At 41.1% G+C, this 21,951-nt stretch carries 25 protein-coding genes and 1 riboswitch; of the genes, 18 read left to right on the top strand and 7 right to left on the bottom strand.

Annotation, left to right across the window (positions count from 1 at the left end; all coding sequences use genetic code 11):
• Positions 1-111: 111 nt before the first annotated feature.
• From K1I44_RS02420 to K1I44_RS02410, 3 genes are read left to right on the top strand one after another with little or no spacing between them, the layout of a single operon-like run.
• Positions 112-1,080: an energy-coupling factor ABC transporter permease gene (locus K1I44_RS02420; protein WP_003397775.1), complete on the top strand. Its 969-nt coding sequence runs from the start codon at positions 112-114 to the stop codon at positions 1,078-1,080.
• Positions 1,077-1,808 (top strand): energy-coupling factor transporter transmembrane component T family protein, encoded by a 732-nt coding sequence (locus K1I44_RS02415; protein ID WP_219985153.1) that lies wholly within the window; start codon positions 1,077-1,079, stop codon positions 1,806-1,808. The genes K1I44_RS02420 and K1I44_RS02415 overlap by 4 nt, the downstream gene beginning before the upstream one ends.
• Positions 1,760-2,533, top strand: coding sequence for an energy-coupling factor ABC transporter ATP-binding protein (locus tag K1I44_RS02410; RefSeq protein WP_219985152.1), 774 nt, complete (start codon positions 1,760-1,762; stop codon positions 2,531-2,533). Before K1I44_RS02415 ends, K1I44_RS02410 begins: the two co-directional genes overlap by 49 nt.
• Before the next feature lie 59 nt (positions 2,534-2,592).
• On the opposite strand, the gene desB is transcribed toward K1I44_RS02410, so the two are convergent.
• Positions 2,593-3,678: a Delta(10) desaturase DesB gene (desB, locus tag K1I44_RS02405; protein ID WP_219985151.1), complete on the bottom strand. Its 1,086-nt coding sequence runs from the start codon at positions 3,676-3,678 to the stop codon at positions 2,593-2,595.
• Positions 3,679-3,915: 237 nt separating this feature from the next.
• Between desB and K1I44_RS02400 the strand changes: the two genes are divergently transcribed.
• From K1I44_RS02400 to K1I44_RS02385, 4 genes are all read left to right on the top strand, one after another.
• Positions 3,916-4,158 carry a DUF2584 domain-containing protein gene (locus K1I44_RS02400; protein WP_219985150.1) on the top strand — a complete coding sequence of 81 codons (243 nt, stop codon included), beginning with the start codon at positions 3,916-3,918 and terminating at the stop codon, positions 4,156-4,158.
• 101 nt (positions 4,159-4,259) lie between these two features.
• Positions 4,260-5,240 carry an ABC transporter substrate-binding protein gene (locus K1I44_RS02395; protein ID WP_003397769.1) on the top strand — a complete coding sequence of 327 codons (981 nt, stop codon included), beginning with the start codon at positions 4,260-4,262 and terminating at the stop codon, positions 5,238-5,240.
• A gap of 5 nt (positions 5,241-5,245) precedes the next feature.
• Positions 5,246-6,016 carry an ABC transporter ATP-binding protein gene (locus tag K1I44_RS02390; RefSeq protein WP_003397768.1) on the top strand — a complete coding sequence of 257 codons (771 nt, stop codon included), beginning with the start codon at positions 5,246-5,248 and terminating at the stop codon, positions 6,014-6,016.
• On the top strand, positions 6,003-6,809 hold the full coding sequence (locus K1I44_RS02385) for an ABC transporter permease (protein WP_219985149.1): 807 nt from the start codon (positions 6,003-6,005) through the stop codon (positions 6,807-6,809). Before K1I44_RS02390 ends, K1I44_RS02385 begins: the two co-directional genes overlap by 14 nt.
• A gap of 35 nt (positions 6,810-6,844) precedes the next feature.
• Here K1I44_RS02385 and ytkD read toward each other — a convergent pair whose 3' ends face one another.
• From ytkD to K1I44_RS02365, 4 genes are all read right to left on the bottom strand, one after another.
• A complete protein-coding gene (ytkD, locus tag K1I44_RS02380) occupies positions 6,845-7,318 on the bottom strand; it encodes an RNA deprotection pyrophosphohydrolase (protein WP_219985148.1) in 474 nt (157 codons plus the stop codon).
• Between the two features lie 63 nt (positions 7,319-7,381).
• The gene (locus K1I44_RS02375) at positions 7,382-7,690 is read right to left on the bottom strand and encodes a hypothetical protein (protein ID WP_003397765.1); all 309 of its coding nucleotides are present in this window, start codon (positions 7,688-7,690) and stop codon (positions 7,382-7,384) included.
• Positions 7,691-7,770: 80 nt separating this feature from the next.
• Positions 7,771-8,208 (bottom strand): Dps family protein, encoded by a 438-nt coding sequence (locus K1I44_RS02370; protein WP_219985147.1) that lies wholly within the window; start codon positions 8,206-8,208, stop codon positions 7,771-7,773.
• A gap of 206 nt (positions 8,209-8,414) precedes the next feature.
• Positions 8,415-8,888, bottom strand: a complete 474-nt coding sequence (locus K1I44_RS02365) for an S-ribosylhomocysteine lyase (protein ID WP_003397762.1) — start codon at positions 8,886-8,888, stop codon at positions 8,415-8,417.
• 129 nt (positions 8,889-9,017) lie between these two features.
• Between K1I44_RS02365 and yidD the strand changes: the two genes are divergently transcribed.
• From yidD to K1I44_RS02325, 8 genes are all read left to right on the top strand, one after another.
• Positions 9,018-9,242 carry a membrane protein insertion efficiency factor YidD gene (gene yidD / locus K1I44_RS02360; protein WP_219985146.1) on the top strand — a complete coding sequence of 75 codons (225 nt, stop codon included), beginning with the start codon at positions 9,018-9,020 and terminating at the stop codon, positions 9,240-9,242.
• Between the two features lie 77 nt (positions 9,243-9,319).
• Positions 9,320-10,501 carry a GTP-binding protein gene (locus K1I44_RS02355; RefSeq protein ID WP_219985145.1) on the top strand — a complete coding sequence of 394 codons (1,182 nt, stop codon included), beginning with the start codon at positions 9,320-9,322 and terminating at the stop codon, positions 10,499-10,501.
• A 97-nt stretch (positions 10,502-10,598) separates the two neighbouring features.
• The gene (locus K1I44_RS02350) at positions 10,599-11,624 is read left to right on the top strand and encodes a metal ABC transporter substrate-binding protein (protein WP_219985144.1); all 1,026 of its coding nucleotides are present in this window, start codon (positions 10,599-10,601) and stop codon (positions 11,622-11,624) included.
• A gap of 72 nt (positions 11,625-11,696) precedes the next feature.
• A complete protein-coding gene (locus tag K1I44_RS02345; protein WP_304511205.1) occupies positions 11,697-13,049 on the top strand; it encodes a cytochrome ubiquinol oxidase subunit I in 1,353 nt (450 codons plus the stop codon).
• Positions 13,050-13,063: 14 nt separating this feature from the next.
• The gene (locus K1I44_RS02340; RefSeq protein WP_219985143.1) at positions 13,064-14,101 is read left to right on the top strand and encodes a cytochrome d ubiquinol oxidase subunit II; all 1,038 of its coding nucleotides are present in this window, start codon (positions 13,064-13,066) and stop codon (positions 14,099-14,101) included.
• A gap of 94 nt (positions 14,102-14,195) precedes the next feature.
• Positions 14,196-14,394: riboswitch (cobalamin riboswitch) on the top strand.
• Between the two features lie 114 nt (positions 14,395-14,508).
• Entirely contained in the window at positions 14,509-16,788 is a 2,280-nt protein-coding gene (locus K1I44_RS02335; RefSeq protein WP_219985142.1) for a ribonucleoside-diphosphate reductase subunit alpha, read from the top strand.
• Between the two features lie 13 nt (positions 16,789-16,801).
• Complete coding sequence (locus K1I44_RS02330; RefSeq protein ID WP_219985141.1) at positions 16,802-17,293, top strand: flavodoxin domain-containing protein; 492 nt, start codon at positions 16,802-16,804, stop codon at positions 17,291-17,293.
• Entirely contained in the window at positions 17,247-18,284 is a 1,038-nt protein-coding gene (locus K1I44_RS02325; RefSeq protein ID WP_219985140.1) for a ribonucleotide-diphosphate reductase subunit beta, read from the top strand. The genes K1I44_RS02330 and K1I44_RS02325 overlap by 47 nt, the downstream gene beginning before the upstream one ends.
• A 24-nt stretch (positions 18,285-18,308) precedes the next feature.
• Here the strand turns inward: K1I44_RS02325 and K1I44_RS02320 are convergent, their stop codons facing one another.
• Positions 18,309-18,761: a diverged REC-like domain-containing protein gene (locus K1I44_RS02320; RefSeq protein WP_219985139.1), complete on the bottom strand. Its 453-nt coding sequence runs from the start codon at positions 18,759-18,761 to the stop codon at positions 18,309-18,311.
• Complete coding sequence (locus tag K1I44_RS02315) at positions 18,758-19,057, bottom strand: DUF2325 domain-containing protein (RefSeq protein WP_219985138.1); 300 nt, start codon at positions 19,055-19,057, stop codon at positions 18,758-18,760. Before K1I44_RS02315 ends, K1I44_RS02320 begins: the two co-directional genes overlap by 4 nt.
• Before the next feature lie 175 nt (positions 19,058-19,232).
• On the opposite strand from K1I44_RS02315, the gene K1I44_RS02310 reads away from it, so the two are divergent.
• From K1I44_RS02310 to cydB, 3 genes are all read left to right on the top strand, one after another.
• Complete coding sequence (locus K1I44_RS02310) at positions 19,233-19,388, top strand: DUF1540 domain-containing protein (RefSeq protein ID WP_077429356.1); 156 nt, start codon at positions 19,233-19,235, stop codon at positions 19,386-19,388.
• A gap of 177 nt (positions 19,389-19,565) precedes the next feature.
• Positions 19,566-20,915: a cytochrome ubiquinol oxidase subunit I gene (locus tag K1I44_RS02305; protein ID WP_219985137.1), complete on the top strand. Its 1,350-nt coding sequence runs from the start codon at positions 19,566-19,568 to the stop codon at positions 20,913-20,915.
• Positions 20,905-21,933, top strand: a complete 1,029-nt coding sequence (gene cydB, locus K1I44_RS02300; protein WP_219985136.1) for a cytochrome d ubiquinol oxidase subunit II — start codon at positions 20,905-20,907, stop codon at positions 21,931-21,933. Before K1I44_RS02305 ends, cydB begins: the two co-directional genes overlap by 11 nt.
• Positions 21,934-21,951 lie beyond the last annotated feature (18 nt).

The raw sequence follows: 21,951 nt of genomic DNA, 5'->3' as shown, positions 1-21,951 counted from the left end.
GGGATTTGTGACAAAAAAAGAAACGTTGTATCATAAGCAAACGAAAAAGAAAAATGAAATGGCTTTCAATGATACATATCCCTATAATAAGACATAAGGGGGGGATTTGTGGTGCATATGGCAGATGCGCTTATTTCACCTGCGGTAGGAATAGCGATGTGGGGGGCTACCGCGGGAATAGCGAGCTATTCATTAAAAAAGTTAAACATCGAAGCGGATGAAAAAAAGCTACCTCTTATGGGGGTGCTCGGAGCATTTGTATTTGCGGCGCAAATGATTAACTTTGCCATCCCGGGTACAGGGTCAAGTGGACATTTAGGCGGCGGATTGCTGCTTGCAGCGTTGCTCGGTCCGTATGCAGCGTTTTTAACTTTGGCAGTCATTTTGTTTATTCAAGCACTCTTTTTTGCAGATGGTGGACTGTTAGCGTTCGGATGCAATGTGTTCAATCTTGGGTTTTACACATGCTTCATTGCGTATCCGTTATACAAACGACTTGTTCGTCAAATGAACGTATGGTTTTCGTCCATTATCGCCGCGGTCATCGGATTGCAACTCGGTTCATTTAGCGTCGTTGTGCAAACGTTGCTGTCCGGGAAAGTCGAATTGCCTTTTATCACTTTCACATTATTTATGCAACCGATTCATTTGGCGATCGGCGTCGTTGAAGGCATAGCTACTGCTGCTGTCATCACTTTCATGATGAAAGCAAAGCCGGAGCTTTCGACAACGACATATATTCCGGTCAATCGAATGATTGCAACTATTGGTTTGCTTGCTTTAATAGTCGGCGGAATTTTTTCATCTATAGCTTCGTCCAAACCTGATGGATTAGAATGGTCCATTTTTCACACGGCTGGCACAGACGAACTACATGCAACAACAGCCATTCATGGCGCATTTGAATCGATCCAACAATCATTTGCATTGTTGCCCGATTACAATTTGAAAAGCGCAGACGCATCGATCGGATGGCTAAACATTGGGACAAGCATTTCTGGCATCATCGGTGCATGTATCGTTGCATTCGTGCTCATCATACCGTACATTATGAAAAAATGGAGAAAGCAAACGCGATGAACATGATAACAAGTGTTGAAACGCGACGACATATGATGCATCCGCTAAGCATGCTTACTGCGACATTTACGTATATCGTCATCGTCGCCTCGTTCCACTCGTACGCGTTTGTAGAACTCATTCCGTTATCGCTCTACCCGACCGTCATGATCATTGTTTATCGCCTTTCTATCCGCCGTATAAAAAACATGTTGCTCGTCTCGTTACCTTTCGTCATAGCAGTTGGCATGTCTCAATTACTTTTTATAGACGAGCATATTTCCATATTTCATTGGCGTATTCAAGCAGGATGGGTGGCGTTTGCTACACTTCTCCTGAAAAATGTACTTGCAGTACTGACGACAGCACTATTATTTTTCATGATCCCGATCGAGCAACTCGCAGGAGCGCTTCTTTCGTTACGCGTTCCTCGTTTGCTCGTTATACAATTACTTTTAACATATCGCTACATTTTTTTATTTTTAGAAGAGGCAAAAACACTTCGTCAAGCGTATATGTTGCGCGCACCCCAACATCGTGCGATCAAGTTATCCGTTTGGGGATCGCTTGTTGGACACTTGCTGTTGCGAACATTTGAACGTGCTGAGCGCGTATATGAGGCGATGACATTGCGCGGCTTTTCGATTCAACGCCTCCATATCAAAATAGAACGATGGACAATGAAAGACATCGTATATACATGTATATTGGTTGGATTGTTCATCGTTTATCGGTTGGTGATCATATGATAATAAACGTATCGGATATTTGCTACATATACCCAGATGGTCATGAAGCCATCCGTAATGTTTCCTTTTCCGTTCAGCCCGGGGAATGCATTGGTGTGATCGGAGCAAACGGGGCAGGAAAATCAACGCTATTAAAGTTGCTTGTTGGACTGTATATGCCACAAGCAGGAGAGATCATCATCAACAATATGCGCCTATCTAAGCAGACGATGCGCGATATTCGTCGCACAATCGGCTTTACGTTTCAACAGGCGGACGACCAATTATTTATGCCGACCGTTTACGATGATGTCGCCTTTGCGCTTCGCAATGAAGGTATGGATGAGGAAGAAGTGAAGCAACGAGTCATACATGCTTTAACAAGCGTCGGAGCGATACACGTGAAAGACCGACCACCATATCGTTTATCAGAAGGAGAAAAACGTCTCGTCACTTTCGCTACTATCCTTGCGATGAAACCGAACATATTGCTCATGGACGAGCCAACAGCTGGGTTAGATCCGAAAGCACGACGAGCACTTATTCAACTCGTTCGATCATTACCTCACACAAAAATCGTTACAACACATGATCTTGACTTTGTGCTTGAATGTTGTGAACGAACAATTGTACTCGCTGATGGAACGATCGTATACGACGGCCAAACAGAAGCAATATTAACGAACGAACCGTTTTTACACGAACACCATTTGGAACTCCCCCTCATGTTCCAACGAAAAAAATAAGGCGTGGCGTATTTTGCCACGTCTCTCAACATATAAGAAAAGCGCCGATACACGACGCTTTATTTTTGCTTAGCCATTTTTTTTATAGTGATATCTTCTTCTTTTCCTTTATATGAAATGTCATCTATATTTAATCCGTTTCCAAGCGTTCCGTACACATGCCCCTCGCGTGGTTCGATCAGCTCCGTTTGTTCATGATAAAGCCGCGGTGTCTTCCATAGCGCAATTAACGCTTTCGTCATCGGCATTTCATGATAACGATCCGGCCATAGTTGTTTAATATATTGCTTCACTAACGGATAATATTTTGAACTCATCGCTGGAAATAAGTGATGTTCTGTATGGTGGGAAAAGTTAAAATGTAACACATCTACCCACTTCGGAACGATAACTGTTAAACTGTTCGCTAACGGATCGTTGACCGGAACGAGCGGATTTAAACGATGGTTCGTTGAAATGTATCCCATAACAATCGCATTGCCAATTAGCAAAGGAAGAACAAACGCGAATATCCATTTCTCAATGCCAATCGCAAAAAGCAAACCAATCCATACCGACCATGGCAATACAAACTGCCAAAATACAGCACGACGACTTCCGCGCTCAAACTCCTTCCAAAAATGAAGAAGCATATGAAGCGAATGAACGGTAAACATCCCTGCTAATGACAAAAACGAGAAAAACGCACGAATAGGAAACGGAATGCGATAAATCCAACGGAGAAAACGACTTTGAGCTAAACGTTTGATCGTCGGCCATGCATCAGGATCGAGCTCCTCATGCTGTGTATGCACATGGTGTGTGGCGTTATGCCACTTTCTCCACAACTTCGGTCCTGTACAAAGCGGCAAAAAGGCAATTCCTCCTAACAAATCACGAAGCCATGCCCGTTTGACAACTGTCCCGTGCAAAATTTCATGCCCTAGAAAACCTAAACCCGCAAAACAAAAACCGATAACGATAGAAAGCAATCCGTTCCATGCCCAATGAAGATCAAGTAGAGAAATCGTCATGATGCTACTGACTAAAACGAACATGTAAGCAAGCCCACCAAGCAATCGAGACGGAACAGGACGAAACGCTTCTTCGGGCAAATATGGAGCAATACGAGCTGCATACCACCCGAATGAATGAAATTGTTTCATGTAATAAAAAACTCCCCTCATACGTAAAAACTTCACTTAAAAGAAACGAATATTCATACATTTCTCTTTTAAGCTTATTGCCATCGTATCATTTACATTCTCGTCCTGTCAACAAAATTTATTACCTGATCATATGATTTATTTTTACGATTTGGTATCAACTTGTACGATGTAGTTGTACATTCGTGATAAATATGTTTCAATGAAGGTAAAAGCGCACAGTATGGGGTGAAATACATGGGCATGCCATTAGAGGTACAAACGATGATTGTCACGAACGGAAAGGAAAAACGGATCGAGCATAACTTATTTATTTTGGAGAAGGAAGGATATCGCTTATATCCAATGGATGTTCCGTTAGAAATAAGACGGACAAAGCACGGAGAAGCGACAGGACAAGCTGTCGTCAAAAAACTCGTTCTTGAAAACAGGACAACGATCGTTACATATGAATTAATCGCCTTGCATTCGATTAACTAAACCGTCGGGCTACGCGTGCTCGACGGTTTTCTTTTTAGGGCATTCACACATTTTCGTTAGGCGCATACGATAAAGCAAACGAAAGGAAAGAGGGGAAACGCATGCGAAAATGGGGATTTTTGTTCATTATTTTCATGTTCTTACTTACAGCTTGCTCATCAAATGATGTAAAAACGTTACGCGTTGCAGAGGTAACCCGTTCCATTTTTTATGCACCACAATATGTTGCTATTGAAAAAGGTTTTTTTGCTGAAGAAGGGATTCATATTGAGCTAAATACAACGTGGGGCGGCGATAAAACGATGACGACCCTTTTATCGAACGGAGCGGATATTGCGCTCGTCGGCTCGGAAACGTCCATTTACGTATATAGCCAAGGTGCTGTTGATCCGGTCATCAACTTTGCCCAGTTGACACAAACAGACGGAACATTTTTAGTTTCACGCGAACCGATTGCCAACTTCACATGGGATCAATTGAAAGGAAGTACATTTTTAGGGCAGAGAAAAGGCGGGATGCCACAAATGGTCGGAGAGTATGTGCTCAAACAGCACGGAATTGATCCACATAAAGACTTAAACCTTATTCAAAATATCGAATTTGCGAATATTGCTAATGCGTTCGCGAGCGGAACAGGCGATTTCGTCCAGCTATTTGAACCGACTGCTAGCATGTTTGAACAAGAAGGAATAGGATATATTGTCGCCTCATTTGGAACAGAGTCTGGCCATCTCCCATACACAACATTTATGGCGAAACAAAGCTTCATTGAAAAAAATAAAGATGTGATTGATAAATTCACACGGGCTCTTTATAAAGCTCAACAATGGGTGCAAACACATGACGCCAAAGAGATTGCAACGGTCATTCAACCGTACTTTGAAAATACGGATGTTGCGCTCATTGAAAAAGTCGTCGATCGCTATAAAAAACAAGGCTCATACGCTACAGATCCGATTTTAGATGAGGAAGAGTGGAACCATCTGCAAAACATCATGAAAGATGCAAATGAGTTGCCGTCGTACGTTGATCACTCTATTTTAGTCAATACATCGTTTGCCGAAAATGCGAAAAAGAGGTGAACATAATGCCCATTTTAACGGTTGATCAAGTGATGCACGCCTACGTCACGAATCAGTCTGCGATATTGGCTCTTGATCATTTGTCGCTAAACGTCGAGAGGGGAGAATTTCTCTCCTTTCTTGGCCCAAGCGGCTGTGGAAAAACGACGCTCCTTTCCATCATTGCTGGATTGATTGAACCGACAAAAGGACGAGTGTTGATTGAAGGAAAAGAAATACACACAATGCGTCAAACGATCGGATATATGCTACAACATGATTATTTATTCCCTTGGAAAACGATCAAACAAAACGTCACACTCGGATTAAAGCTAACTGGAAAATATAGTGAGAAAACAAAAAAACAAACACTCGCTCTTTTACATCAAATCGGGTTGCGTGACGTCGACGACCGCTATCCGAATGAATTATCGGGGGGGATGCGCCAGCGCGCCGCACTCGTACGAACACTCGCAACCGATCCGAAAATATTATTGCTCGATGAGCCATTCTCAGCGCTTGATTATCAAACAAAACTGAAGCTTGAAGACCTCGTATGGGAGACGTTAAAACAATATCGAAAAACTGCCCTTCTCGTCACGCACGATATTGGCGAAGCTATTGCGATGAGCGATCGCATCGTTTTATTTACCGCAAGGCCGGGAAAAATTCAAAAAATCGTTACCGTTCCAGATTCATTAAAAGCATGCACACCGTTTCAAGCTCGCCAACATCCAGATTTTCCACCGCTCTTTCAAATGATTTGGAAGGAGTTAGAGAACATTGAACAAACATGAATGGCTACAACGCATATATGATCAACATCTATCACATGAAAAACGAGAAAAACGAATCGTCCGTCTTTTTCAAATAATGATTATGGTTTTATTTTTTAGCTTATGGGAAATAGCGAGCCGCCTTCGCTGGATCGACCCTCTCTTGTTCAGCTCGCCATCCTCAGTTTGGCATTTGTTAATTACCAAACTACGCGATCATACGTTGCTTGCGCATACAACAGTAACATTGACAGAAACTATACTCGGCTTTATTGTTGGTACAATTATCGGTGTTTGTTTCGCTACGATGCTTTGGTGGTTTCCGCGTGTATCAAAAATCGTTGATCCGTATTTAGTCATTTTAAACGCGATGCCAAAAGTGGCGCTTGGGCCAATTTTAATTGTCGCACTCGGACCGAATATGACATCAATTGTAGCTATGGGGGCGATCATTTCGATCATCATTACAACCATTGTCGTCTATACATCGTTTAAAGAAGTCGATGCAAATTATATAAAAGTGCTCCAAACATTCGGCGCAACGAAGCGACAATGGTTCATAGAAGCTATTTTACCCGCTTCATTTCCTACAATCATTTCAACGTTAAAAGTAAACGTCGGTTTATCTTGGGTCGGTGTCATTGTCGGTGAATTCCTCGTCTCTAAACAAGGACTCGGTTATATGATAATTTACGGGTTCCAAGTGTTTAATTTCACACTCGTTTTATTAAGTTTACTTATGATTGCTTTACTTTCGAGCATCATGTACCAACTTGTCAGCTGGCTCGAGAAAAAGTTAGTCAAACGCTCGTAACCTCTCGCTACACGTTAAAACGGCGAGGGGATTTTTTAAATCAAACCTCGCCGTTTTAACTCCTGCTTCGTACATGCCCATACTTTATCCTTCATAATAAAGCTAAATCGTTCATCAGCCACGATGTCATCTGGCATATGCTTCATTTGCACAGGACCGTTCGTCTCAAAATACGATTGCCTTTGCTCAATCGTACGAACATAGGCAAAGTAAATATTTTTTACAATCGTTTCATTCGGGCGGTTTACTTCGTACTGTCCAACGTACGTCACTTTTTGAACGATGCCGCCAGTTTCTTCCCTTACTTCACGAATAGCTGCCTCCTCTGCCGTCTCTCCCTCTTCTACTTTGCCACCTGGAAACTCTAATCCACGTACTGCGTGATTTGTCAGTAACCAATGGTTACCGTAACGACAAATGACAAAAACATGTTTTGGACGTCGTGAAAAAGGATGGTCAGAAAATGACAGTCGAACATCATATCCATAATAATCTTGAAATATAATCATCGCCGTCTACCCTCAACTGCATGTTTTCTTCATTGTACCATACAGAACAATTGGCGACAGCTTTCAATGTTCAATGATCCCCATTGTTTCAATTTGTTGTTTTGCTTCTTCATCCCCAAGCTCATAAATAAGTCCATACACTTTTTTCATCGCGTGATCATAACCGTCATTTGGGCGGTCATAATGATATTGTACATATGGCACATGCGCACGCCAAAATGATTGCCAATCCGATGAATACATCTCATCAAAATATTCACGCAACTGAATAATTTGTTCGTCCGTCGCTTCAATGCGAAAATCCCACGGTGAAGCCGTTTTTACTTGCGAAATTTCGCCGCGCGCCACCGAAATATAGTACGTCTTTTTCATCGCCCCACCTCTTTTCCGTTCATTTACGGTTAGTGTGAGTCGGTATTCTTTTTTTATACAAAAAAGGCGGTAAATCCGCCTTATCCGAGAAAAGATTTTAACATCCAAACATGTTTTTCTAAGCTTTGATGAATGCCTAAAAGCATATCCCCTGTCGTTTCATCATCAATTTCCCCGGCATAATTCATACCTTCTTTTAGCTCTCGGATCATCGTTTCAAAATCACGAACAATTTCTTCTACCATTTCTTCTGCCGTTTCATTCCCTTTTGCTTCATGTACAGAAGCTGCCGCTAAATAATCTTTCATCGTCGCTAACGGTTTTCCATCTAGCGCTAACAAACGCTCTGCTAGCTCATCAATATGTAGAGCTGCTTCGTTGTATAGTTCCTCAAATTTCGTATGCAGCGTGAAAAACTGCGGTCCTTTCACATACCAGTGGTAGTTGTGCAATTTTACGTATAACACATTCCAGTTCGCAATTTGTTTGTTGACAATGTCAATTAATTTTTCTTTCATCCTCGTTCCCTCCTCAATCATAACTTCTCCCCTCCTTCATTGTAGCAAACAAAAAAATTTTTGGAAAATGATACGTTTTTGCATGAACAATGTAGAGAGACATGTAACCATCATTGTATTGGTAGTGACCGCTTCGAAAGCATAGTTGATAAATTGCCAACTGAAAAAATAAAGGTTCAGACGTATAGCGCCTGAACCTTTATTTTTTAACCGAACACCTTTTTCAATTCTTCCTTTGGCTGTGATAGCCAATAGCGCATCAATCGCTTCGCTCCTTCTAAATCATGCAACTTTGCTTGACCGCACTCTTTTTCTGTTGCGGCTGGTACTTCTGTCACGGTTAACGCCTCATTCATCGTCGCTTCTAGCAAATCAATAATTTCTTCGACTGTTGGCGTACCGCTAACTACTAAATAGTAGCCCGTTTGACATCCCATTGGGGAAATGTCGATAATATCAAAATGGTCATACTTCTCGGCATGCTTGCGAATATGTACCGCAAGCAAATGCTCGAGCGTATGAATAGCTGCTGGCTGCATCGCCTCTTTATTCGGCTGACAAAAACGAATATCAAATTTATTCACAACACCGTCGCTACCGACTTGATGAACGCCGCAATGGCGAACGTACGGTGCTTTAACCGCACAATGATCCAGTTCAAAGCTTTCTACTGAAGGCATATTTCTCACCTCTTTTTCAATTGTCACGTTTTTATCATACACAAAAGTCCGACTTTTTTCATCTTTTTTTATTGGAATTACTTCAAACAACTATGTTACAATAAACAAAAATAGGGGTTGGTGTATCTCATGAAATACATATTTATTTTGCTCATTCGTTTTTACCAACGCTTCGTTTCCCCTCTGAAACCGCCAACATGCCGCTTCTACCCAACTTGTTCACACTACGGATTAGAAGCGATTCGCCGCTTCGGCGCTTTAAAAGGTGGCTATTTAACGATCAAACGCCTTTTAAAATGTCATCCATTTCATCCTGGAGGGTTTGATCCTGTCCCAGAGAAAGAGCAAAAATAGTTGTTCTTTCTCTTTTTTTTCGTTATGATAAACAATGTAAATCGTAATAATTACGCTTTGTGAAAGGAGAACGGCAAATGAAAGTGCCTGTTACGGTATTGAGTGGATATTTAGGGTCAGGAAAAACAACGTTGCTTAACCATATTTTAAACAATCGCGAAGGGTTAAAAATTGCTGTTATTGTGAATGACATGAGTGAAGTAAATATTGATGCGGAATTAATTAAACAAGGTGGGTTTTCACGTACAGAAGAAAAGCTTGTGCAAATTCAAAACGGCTGTATTTGTTGTACATTGCGTGAAGATTTAATGAAAGAAGTCGAGAAACTTGTCAAGACAGGAAACATCGATTATATTGTTATCGAATCATCCGGTATTAGTGAGCCTATTCCTGTCGCTCAAACGTTCACATATATGGATGAAGAGTTTGGAATCGATTTAACGTCAACATGTCGGTTGGATACGATGGTTACCGTCGTGGACGCAAATCGCTTCTGGCATGATTTTGCTTCTGGTGAAACGTTGTTAGATCGCAAGCAGGCGGTGGATGAAACAGATACACGTGAAGTTGTAGATTTATTAATTGACCAAATTGAGTTTGCAAACGTCATTATTTTAAATAAAGTCGACTGCATTTCTAAAGAAGATGCGGACGAATTGGAAGCCCTTTTGCGCAAATTGAATCCGGAAGCGAACATCATTCGTGCCACATACGGAAAAGTAGCGCTTCATCACATTTTAAACACACGTTTATTTGACTTTGAAAAAGCAAACCAATCTGCTGGATGGATGAAAGAGCTAAATGAAGAACATACACCGGAAACAGAACAATACGGCATTTCCTCTTTCGTCTATCGCCGCCGTCGTCCATTCCATCCTGAGCGGCTTATGCATTGGCTTGAAAACTGGCCTGTTGAAATCGTTCGAGCGAAAGGTTTTTTCTGGCTTGCCTCGCGCAACAATATGTGTGGTCTTCTTTCACAAGCTGGTCCGTCCATTATGTTGCAAGGAGCAGGTGAGTGGATTGCTACGTACCCTCCGCATGAGCGCGAGCAAATATTGCAAGAAGAACGTGAATTGCGTGCTAAATGGGACGAGACATATGGAGATCGTATGACAGAACTCGTGTTTATCGGTGTCGATATGGATGAAAAGGTCATCTCTTCTTCACTCGATACGTGCCTGTTAACAGACGAAGAAATGGAAGAAGATTGGTCTACTTTTGTCGATCCACTTCCACCATTTACGACTATTTCATAGTTTTCAAATCGTAACGATTACGATATAATAAAACAGGAACAGGAAAGATGTTATCTGGCAACAGAAAACATCTTTCTTTTTTGGAAGGAGGAGAACAATGAAGTTAAAAAACATTTTATCCATCGCACTTGCGAGTACATTAACATTGTTTGGATGCTCCAAACAAGAACAGACGAACGAAGCGAAAAGTGAGGAAGAGAATGATCAGCTTATCGTTTATACAACGGTATATCCGCTTCAACATTTCGCACAACAAATTGGTGGCGAGCACGTTCAAGTCGAAAGCGTATACCCTCCTGGTGTAGATGCACACACATATGAACCGACAGCAAAAACGATGCAACAAATTGCTGATGCGGACGCTTTTATCTACATCGGACAAGGGATGGAGGGATTTGTCGATCGCATCATTCAGACGCTACAAAATGAGAAAGTGGAGTTTGTCGAAGCGACGAAAGGGATGGAACTACTTCCGGCAAATCATAACCATGAAGATGAACATGCTCATGAAGATGAACATGCTCATGAAGATGAACATGCTCATGAAGATGAACATGCCCATGAAGATGAACATGCCCATGAAGATGAACACCATCATGGCGATGTAGATCCGCACGTCTGGCTCGATCCAATCTATTCCATTCAAATGGCTGAGACGATTAAACAAACATTTATCCAGCTAAAGCCTGAAGCAAAAGAAAATTTTGAGCAAAACTTTACTTCGCTAAAACAACAGCTCGAACAGCTCGATGGTGAGTTCCAGCAATTAATGAAGGAAGCGAAAAGAAATGATATTCTTGTCGCTCATGCGGCATACGGCTATTGGGAAAAACGATACGGCATTAAACAAATAAGCGTAACAGGATTGTCACCAACAAATGAACCATCGCAAAAGCAGCTCGCTTCAATCATTCAAACAGCAAAAGAGCACAACATACGTTACATTTTCTTTGAGCAAAATGTCACTTCTAAAATTGCTGAAGTTGTCAAAAATGAAATCGGAGCAGATGTGCTTATTCTTCATAACCTAGAAGCACGTACAAACGATGATATAAAAAATAACAAAGATTACTTTGCGATTATGAATGAAAACATATTAGCATTAAAAAAAGCATTGCAATAAGCGACTACGACGGTCGCTTTATTTTTTTGTATATTTTTTCCCTCTCCACATCAAACTATGAAACGACATTGTATGGAAAGGAATGAACATTTCGGTATGGATCACGTATTAACAGCAAGAACGTTGTTTGGAACTACAATGGCGTTTCATATTATTTTCGCAACGCTCGGCGTCGGCATTCCACTTATGATTTTACTTGCGGAACTCATGTATCAAAAAACGAAAGATAACGACTATGCTCTTATGGCTAATCGCTGGACAAAAGCGCTCGCCATTTTGCTTGGTGTAGCTATTCCATCCGGTACGATTGCAGGAGTGCAGCTCTCCCTTCTATGGCCAGGTTTTATGGAAGTAATCGGAAAAGTGATGGCACTTCCTTTCCAAATTGAAATTTATGCCTTTTTCGTAGAAGCGTTGTTTTTATCCATTTATGTATATGCAGCTAATCGCATTTCCCCGACAATGCGCATCGTAAGCTTGACGTTTGTTGCGATCGGAGCGGCTGCTTCTGCCATTTTAATTACGAACGTGCACGCCTTTGAAGGTACACCGACAGGCTTTCGCATCGAAAACGGACAAATTGTCGATGTCGATCCATGGAAAGCATTTTTTAATCCAAGCTTCGCCGTCACCGCCACACACGTCGTTTTATCCGCTTATATGACAGGCGCGTTTACGATCGCCTCAATCGCAGCATATAACATGTTGAAAAATAAACAACACGAACGCCTTCAACGTTTTCATAAAAAGGCGCTCATACTCGGATTAACAGTCGGGGGGATTTTTTCATTGCTTACAGCGATTAACGGGCATGAATCAGCTCAACTTCTCCATGAATATCAACCAGAGAAACTAGCAGCTGCTGAAGGATTATTTGAAACACAGTCGCACGCTCCGCTCGTCATTGGTGGCTTTACAGATCGCGAAACACAAACAGTCAAATGGGGGATTGAAATTCCTTGGCTACTTAGCTTTTTAGCTGGCAATCGGTTTGATACTGTCGTTGTCGGATTAAATGACTTTCCAGAAGAATGGTGGCCACCTTTGTTCGTCCATACTCTCTTTAACGCCATGGTTGGCATCGGCATGTTTCTTCTCCTCCTTTCGATCGTTGGATTTGTTTGGCATCGAATGAGAAGGGAAAAAGGATTTCCAAACTGGTTTATGTGGACAGTTGTGACCGCTGGCCCGCTTGCCTTACTCGGCATTGAATTTGGTTGGATTTTCGCTTGCACAGGCAGACAGCCATGGGTTATTTATCGCATGATGACAACAGCAGAAGCTGTGACGCAAGCAACGAATTTAGGGACGCTCTTTCTTTTATTTACGTCCATTTACGTATTTTTACTCATCGCGGTCGTTCTCGTCTTACGTTCATATTTCCGCCGCCACCCGATTGAGCACGACTTATGTGCGCACATGTAGAAAGGAGCAAGACGATGACAGATGAATTAATTGCTATTTCGATTTTATGGGGATTTATTTTTATTTACGCAGTCATGGCGACAATGGACTTTGGAGCTGGCTTCTGGTCGATGATCTACATTCATCGCCCGCAGACGAAAGCTACAAAAATCGCCAATAGATATTTGTCTCCGACATGGGAAGTAACAAACGTATTTATCGTTGCTATCGTCGTGGCACTCGTCAGCTTTTTCCCAGGGGCAACGTTTATACTCGGGACGATTTTACTCATACCCGGCAGCATCATTTTACTTTTGCTTACCGTTCGTAGCGCCTTTCTCGTTTTTTCGCACGTTGCTCCTAAGTATGAAAAAGTGCTTGTTTACATTTCTGGTATGAGCGGCTTATTGATCCCTGCGTTTTTAATTAGTGTCTTGCCGATTACACACGGATCTTTCGTCGAAACAATAGATGGCGTCAGTCGTCTTCGCCTTGATCGCTTATTTACAAGCCCGCATGAATATGCGTTTATCGCTTTTGCGATTACGAGTACACTTTTTCTTTCTTCCCTTTTGCTTGCGGATTACTCAAACGAAGCTAACGAAGCAGAAGCATATGCAATTTATCGGCGAGATGCACTGATTATCGGACCGTTTGCCCTTCTTTCTTCGCTGTTCATTATGGTCACGATGCGACATGAAGCACGTTGGTTATACGACGGAATGATAACGCATTGGCCGTGGCTTGCCGCTTCCGTCGTTCTATTTCTCCTAGCTGGTGCAGCGCTTTTTCTTCCTTCACGGAAGCAGAAAACGGTGCGCGGAATGCCGCGTCTTGCGGTTGTAGCAATTGTATTACAATATTTTTGTGCAAGTTACGCGTACGGGAAAGCCCACTTACCGTATATGATTTATCCAGATGTGACGATCGAATCGGGATTTACGCATCCCAATACGTTTCGCGCCCTTTTCATCACATATATCGTCGGCTTTGCAATTTTATTTCCAGGTTTCATTTATTTTTGGCGTCTGTTTATGAAAGATCGTCGTTATTTAGCAAATGATGAAAAATAATGATTGCAAATGTTGAGATTTTTCGCTATAGTTTTAAACGTAAACGTTTTTCATACAACATATTGTGATATATAAACAATATAATAACTATATATTGTAACCAACAAGCAAAGGTGTCCGAACGGACTTAATAGGGAATCTGGTGCGAATCCAGAACTGTCCCCGCAACTGTGTGCGCAGACGAAATGGAAACAACACCACTGTATATGTCAGCTTTTGTGGCGCATATATGGGAAGGAATCCAAAGTAGGATGAAGCGCGAGTCAGGAGACCTGCCTTGCTTGTATCGTTTCATATTCTTCGGGGATTGAGAAGATGAAACGATGGTGAAAGCGTGCCTTTTTCCATCGTTTCATCCGCTCAACAAAAGCGGATGTTTTTTATTTTATAAGGGGAAGGGATTTTACATGATGCACATAAAAGAACGAACTGAAGTAAATGAAGAAACGATTCGCACACTATTGTCTCATATTTTCAAAGACTTTCCACACTTATCGAGTGAGCGGTACATCGAGCGTACCGTGCGTGCACTTGCGCACACACGAAAATACGACGACATGATGAACAAACTCATTTTAAATGCACTTGATGAAATCACCGTCGAACAACCAGATTGGACATTTGTAGCGGCTCGCCTCTATTTACAACAACTATACGATGAAGCAGCTACAAACCGCGGCTACAATGCATCCGAAACATACCGCTACTTTTATGAATTGCAAACAACGCTCTGCGATTTTGGCATTTACGATTCATTTTTACTTGAACAATATACGAAAGAGGAGTTACAAGAAGCGAGCGCATGGATCGATCCGAAAAAAGATGAACGATTTACATATATCGGCTTAAAAACATTAGTTGATCGTTATTTAGCAAAAGGCTACAATGGTGAGATTTACGAATTGCCACAAGAGCGCTTTTTAACGATTGCACTAACACTCATGGCTAACGAAAAGAAAGAAAAGCGCATGGAACTTGTAAAAGAAGCGTATTGGGCATTATCTAATCAATATATGACAGTAGCGACACCAACGTATGCAAACGCAGGAAAGTCTTATGGACAGCTTTCAAGCTGCTTTATTGATACAGTCGATGACAGTCTTATTGGCATTTACGAATCGAATACAGACGTTGCACGCCTATCTAAAGGCGGCGGTGGAATTGGTGTGTATTTAGGGAAAATTCGTGCAAGAAATTCTGATATTAAAGGATTTAAAGGTGTATCATCTGGTGTCATTCCGTGGATGCGACAATTAAATAATACAGCGGTATCCGTAGACCAATTAGGAACACGTCAAGGTTCGATTGCCGTCTATTTAGACGTTTGGCATAAAGACATTTTCTCTTTTTTAGATGCGAAGCTGAACAATGGCGATGAGCGACAAAAATGCCATGACTTATTTTACGGTGTATGCATTCCTGATTTATTTATGGAGCAAGTCGAAAAACGTGGTGATTGGTATTTATTCGACCCGCATGAAGTGAAACAAGTGATGGGTTGGAAAGACAAAGACGGAAACCCATTAGGACTTGAAGATTTTTACGATGAACAACGTGGTTCAGGCTCATTCCGAGAAAAATACGAAGAATGTGTCAACCATCCTGACTTGAGTAAAGAGCGTGTACCTGCCATTGAAATTATGAAACGTATCATGAAATCACAATTAGAAACAGGAACGCCGTATATGTTTTATCGCGACGAAGCGAATCGCATGAACCCAAATAAACATGCAGGAATGATTTATTCGTCTAATTTGTGCACCGAAATTATGCAAAATATGTCAGCTACTACAGTAACAAAAGAATACACACAAGATGGAGAAATTATTGTCCATAAAAAACCGGGCGACTTTGTCGTATGTAACTTATCAAGCATTCATTTAGCTCGTGCGGTACAAGACGATGTATTAGAGCGGTTGATTCCTATTCAAGTTCGCATGTTAGATAACGTCATCGACTTAAACGAAAACCGCATCGAAGTGTTACAGGCGGTCATAACGAACAAAAAATATCGAGCAATTGGTCTAGGAGCGTTCTCATGGCATCATTTATTAGCGTTAAAAGGCATCAAGTGGGATAGTGAAGAAAGCGTTCAATTTGCTGATAAATTATTTGAGAAAATCGCTTATCTCACAATCAAGGCAAGCATGGAATTAGCGAAAGAAAAAGGAGCGTATCCTGCTTTCGAAGGCTCGGATTGGCATACAGGCACATACTTTGAACTTCGTGGTTATACATCGCATGATGAGTTAGATTGGGACGATTTAAAACAACAAGTCATGGAGCACGGTGTACGAAACGGCTATTTAATGGCACCCGCACCGAATGCTTCGACTTCCGTTTTAGCAAACGGAACAGCGTCATGCGACCCTGTATTTAACCGTTTATATTTTGAAGAAAAAAAGAATTATAAAATTCCGGTGACTGTACCTGATTTATGTGCCAAAACGTATTGGTATTACGATAACGCTTACGAAGTGGATCAAAAAATGAGCATTCGTCAAAATGCAGCGCGACAAAAACATGTCGATCAGTCTTTAAGCTTTAATTTATATGTATACAACACAATTAAAGCAAAAGATCTTCTTGACTTGCACTTAACCGCATGGAAAGAACGATTGAAATCGACATATTACGTTCGTAGCACAGCAGTAACAATTGAAGAATGTGACGTTTGCTCATCATAAGGGAGAGAAACAAATGAACGTCCTTATTTGTTATACATCAAAAACTGGTAACACAAAAGAAGTCGCCCTTTTGATTGAACAAGCTTTTCGATCGTACGGACATGCTGTAAAAACGATCGATGTTCAACACACATTTGCAATCGAGTCGCTCATCCGTGAAGCACACCTTCTTTTATTCGGTTCATATACGTGGGGGAATGGACAACTTCCAGATGAGATGAGAAAACTGTTACGTTTTCTCATTAAAGAACGAAAACTTCCTTTGCCCCCTGTGGCGCTGTTTGGCACAGGAGATCAAATGTGGACGTACTATTGCCGGGCCGTCGATGAGATGGCATACCATTTACAAAAAGTTACATCGGTACTTGGTATGCTAAAAATTGAGCAATCGCCGCGCGGTCACCAAAAACATTTGCCAGCTATTTTCGTACAACAACTATTGCAGGAGGTCGAACGTTTTGTTATTGACGAAAGTGAAATTGTTGGAACCGTCGCATCCAAATAAAGCAACGAGCATTATAAATGGAAAAGCAAGCGGCATTTTAAATTGGAACGATATTAAATATAATCATTTTTATGATATATACAAAATGTTACTTGGAAACTTTTGGACACCATTTGAAATTAACATGTCTGATGACATTAAACAATGGCGTCATTTAAGCGAACGTGAACGTGATGCATTTTTACACATTATCGGTTTGCTCTCCATTTTAGATTCCGTTCAGCCGAACTTTATTGGAGCAATGAAAGAATACATTACAGATCCGAGTGTAAAAGCTATTTTTTCCATTATTGAACAACAAGAAGTCGTTCATAACCAATCTTATTCTTACGTTCTTGCTTCTATAGAAAAGTTGTCTGAGCAACATCGCGCCTTTGAAATGGCGCGCACGAACCCACATATTTATAAACGAAATGAACATGTCATCCGCGTATATGAAGCATTTCGTGAACAACCAACTGTTGAAATGTTTTGTCAGGCGCTTGTCGCTTCACTCGTGTTAGAAGGGATTAATTTTTACTCCGGTTTCGCCTTTTTCTATAACTTGGCGAGAAATGAAAAAATGTTAAAAACATCTACAATGATTAGCTATATCAACAAAGATGAACTATGCCATAGCTACTTTATTTCTCAACTTGTTCGCGCTGTATTATGGGAAAATCGACATATTGATGAAGATGGATCATTTTCTGCATGGATATATGATTACGTCGATGAAGCGATCCGTTATGAAGTAGAATGGTCGCGCTTCGTGTTACGCGATATAGATGGGATTGATGTAGTAGAGATGGAAAAATATATCGAATATCTCGGAAATAAACGGCTACGTATGCTTGGGCTAGATGACCGATACGATGCTGATGAAAATTGTATGCCATGGATTCGCGTGTTTAGCGACGAAAATGTAAACTTAGGAAAGACTGACTTTTTTGAAGCGCGCCCACGGTCATACACAAAAACAACAGATATAAACGGATTTGATGAATTATAAAAAACCGGGTAGTCGCCCGGTTTTTTATAATAAGTGTGTAAAAGATGCTTCGTTTTTCAATACGACGTGAAATAAACGATTTTTCATGACGTAATACATTCGCACTGCTCTCGGTTTTTGTCCGAACCGCTCTTCAAATTGACGACATACGTGCAATGATGGGGTGCAATCAAAAATGAAAACATTCATACATGATGGGACAACGCATGTTTCAGACGTACAAGATGCAGTTATAAATGCTGCACGCTCGTCAAATATGTGAACAAACGACCGATCATGAGCAACGAAACGAAGCAAATAGTCAGTCATTTGCGCAATCGTTTTATAATATGTAACGGGAGAGTCAAAAGAAGCGATTGAAAACGATGATGTTGCCCGTTCAATCCCTTTTAGCAACGTAAGCGATGAACGATGAGATGGAGATATATTGTAATGATAAGCTAGCACGTCATTTAAAAACGATTGCCACAATGTCATTTCCCCCTTAGTTCATCCCCCATTTGTTGAATAACCGTTTGGATCGAGCTCCATGAACGCTTCACAAAATAAATCGGCTTATGCTGATCTTTCGCTTTTTGTTTAATGACTTTCGCTAAATTATGGTTAATATAATCAGTCATAACGAATACGATATCAACGTGCTCCGGAATTTGTCGCTTCACCATATTCACTTTTCTTCCATCTAAATGAATAATTTCCTTGAACCCTGAGCTTTTTAATTTATCAGTAATGTTTCCTAAATGATCAGCTCCGACAACTAATAACGATGACATCTCATTCCCTCCGACTTTTTGTTTTATATTGCACAATTTCATTCTAATTGAGAATGATTATCTATGTCAATATTTAATGATAAAAATTCTCACTATTTTTGCTCATTTTTTCATGTTATGCCTTGTGAATCTTTTGTCAACACTAACATCAGCATATCGAAAGGAGGGAATGGTCATGGCAAAAGATGTACTTTGTGAAGTACAAAACTGTCAGTTTTGGTCGCAAGGCAATCGATGTAGTGCAGACGCCATTTACGTCGTAAGCCACGCTGGCTCCACAGCGACGAGCTCAACAGAAACGGACTGTAAAACGTTCCAGCCGAACGAGTGAAAATAACCTCCTTGCCCATTGCAAGGAGGTTTTCCCTTTTTTCACGTTAATCATAGTAAATAGACACATTTTTTTAAAATTATCGTCACAGCTTTGCAACATTTCCCTCACTCCTTTCTCACTTATTGCGGTTACTCTTATACATATAAAAATATTTAACGTCTTGGAGGGAGATAGATGAGCGACGTCCTTTTGCTTAGCCGTTTTCAATTTGCCATTACGGTTTTTTATCATTTTTTATTCGTTCCATTAACGATTGGACTTATTGTTTTAATTGCATGGATGGAAACACAACATGTACGAACAAAAAATCCACTTTATCGGCAAATGGCAGACTTTTGGGGGAAACTATTTGCAATTAATTTCGTTCTCGGGGTTGTCACAGGCATTACAATGGAATTTCAATTTGGCACAAACTGGTCGGAGTACTCGAAATATATGGGGGATATTTTCGGCTCTCCGCTCGCTATTGAAGCGCTCGTTGCCTTCTTTTTAGAATCGACATTTATGGGGATTTGGCTATTTGGGAAGGACAAAATTTCACCAAAACTTCGTGCGTTCTCGATTTGGATGGTTGCGCTCGGCACAAACATTTCAGCGCTTTGGATTATTACGGCAAACGGGTTTATGCAAAATCCGGTCGGGTATATTGAAAGAAACGGTCGCATTGAACTACAAAACTTTTGGGAAGTTGTGACGAATCCGTATGCTTGGCATATGTTTGTGCACACCGTTATCAGCTGTTATATCGTTGGGGCGTTTTTTGTGATGGCTGTTAGCGCATGGCATTTGTTGCGTAAACAGCATGTCGTATTTTTCGAAAAATCGTTTAAGTATGCACTTATTCTAGGTCTTATCGCGACAACAGCAACACCATTTATCGGTCATAAATCAGCATCGTTTGCGGCAAAAATGCAGCCTGCTAAAGGGGCAGCACTAGAAGCGGTTTGGGAAACGAAAGAGGGGTTACCTTTTCATATTATTCAAATTCCCGATCCAAAAAACGAACGAAATATCGTTGAATTTTTAACGATTCCGAAGCTCGGAAGTTACTTTTATACTCATTCGTTTGATGGAAAAGTCGTTGGATTCGACCAAATTCCGAAAGACGAACGACCAAACGTCAACATTGTGTTTTACTCATTTCGATTAATGGTCGCCCTCGGACTATATTTCGTCGCTTTATGTTGGTATGGGTTTTACTTGTATCGTAAAAATAAATTAATTGAATCAAAACGTTTCTTAAAGGTAGTCATGTATTCTGTTTTGTTACCGTACGTTGCGATTAATGCTGGATGGGTCGTGGCGGAAGTCGGTCGCCAACCGTGGACTGTTTACGGTCTCATGCGTACAGCTGAAGCAGTATCGCCAATCTCGCTCTCACAAATCCTTTTCTCGCTCGTCAGCTTAGTCGTGTTTTATACGATTTTGCTTATTGCTGACGTGTATTTAATGTTGAAATATGCAAAAAAAGGACCGTATGCATCCACAGCTACGAAAGGTGGGGAAATTCAACATGTCTCATGAAACAGTTGCGATCATTTGGTTCGGCTTGTGGGGGCTGATTTGGACAGTTTACTTTGTTTTAGATGGGTACACACTCGGTACAGGAATGTTATTCCCGTTTTTAGCGAAAAACCGTCAAGAAAGAAATCAGCTTCAAGAAGCCGTTGGACCTTTTTGGGGCGGAAACGAAGTATGGTTAATTACAGCAGGAGGGGCGACGTTCGCCGCGTTTCCAGCCGTTTATGCGGACTTATTTAGCTTCTTGTACACGCCAATGATGCTTATTTTATTCGCTCTCTTTTTCCGGGCAGCAGGATTAGAATTTATGCATAAAGACGAGTCGAAACATTGGCAAACAAGTTGGAAGTGGGCATTTACAATTAGCAGTTTTGCCTTAGCACTTTTATTTGGCGTCGCCTTTGCTAATTTATTTTACGGTTTAAAAATCGGACCTTCGGGGTATGAAGGAACATTTCTCGGCTTGCTACATCCATACGGGCTATTAGGTGGATTGTTGTTCACAAGCTTATTCATTGTATCTGGCGCTTTATGGATTATGATTAAAACTGTTGGTGATGTGGCACAACGAGCATATGAAATTGCACGGCCAGCTTCTGTTGTTTCTGCTGTCGTACTGTCCCTTTTCTTTGTGGCGACAAGCAATCGGACAACACTATTTGATAACTTTACGAAAGTTCCGATTCTTTGGATCATACCTGCCCTTACTTTCGTATGTGCGTTGCTTATGTTATTGTTCGTATGGCAAAAACGAATCGGGCTTGCATTTGCAAACATTTGCTTAACTATTTTCACACTTATGGCAACAGGCTTTATCGGTATGTTCCCAAACATGCTTCCTTCGCGCGTCGATGAGAAATATAGCACAACACTTTTTGAAGCAGCGGGAAGCGAACTAAACTTAAAAATTATGCTCGGTGTTGCGATCGTTATGGTTCCTATCGTCATTAGTTACCAACTTTGGAGCTACAAGTTGTTCAAAGAAAAAATTACGAAAGAAACAGCAAAAGGATATCAATAAAGGAGGCACCCTTGCCTC

The sequence above is a fragment of the Anoxybacillus sp. ST4 genome (genome assembly GCF_019448545.1).
In the GTDB taxonomy this organism is placed as follows: domain Bacteria; phylum Bacillota; class Bacilli; order Bacillales; family Anoxybacillaceae; genus Anoxybacillus; species Anoxybacillus pushchinoensis.
Note: the sequence above shows the minus strand (reverse complement) of the source record. Positions and strands in the feature narration are given on the sequence as shown.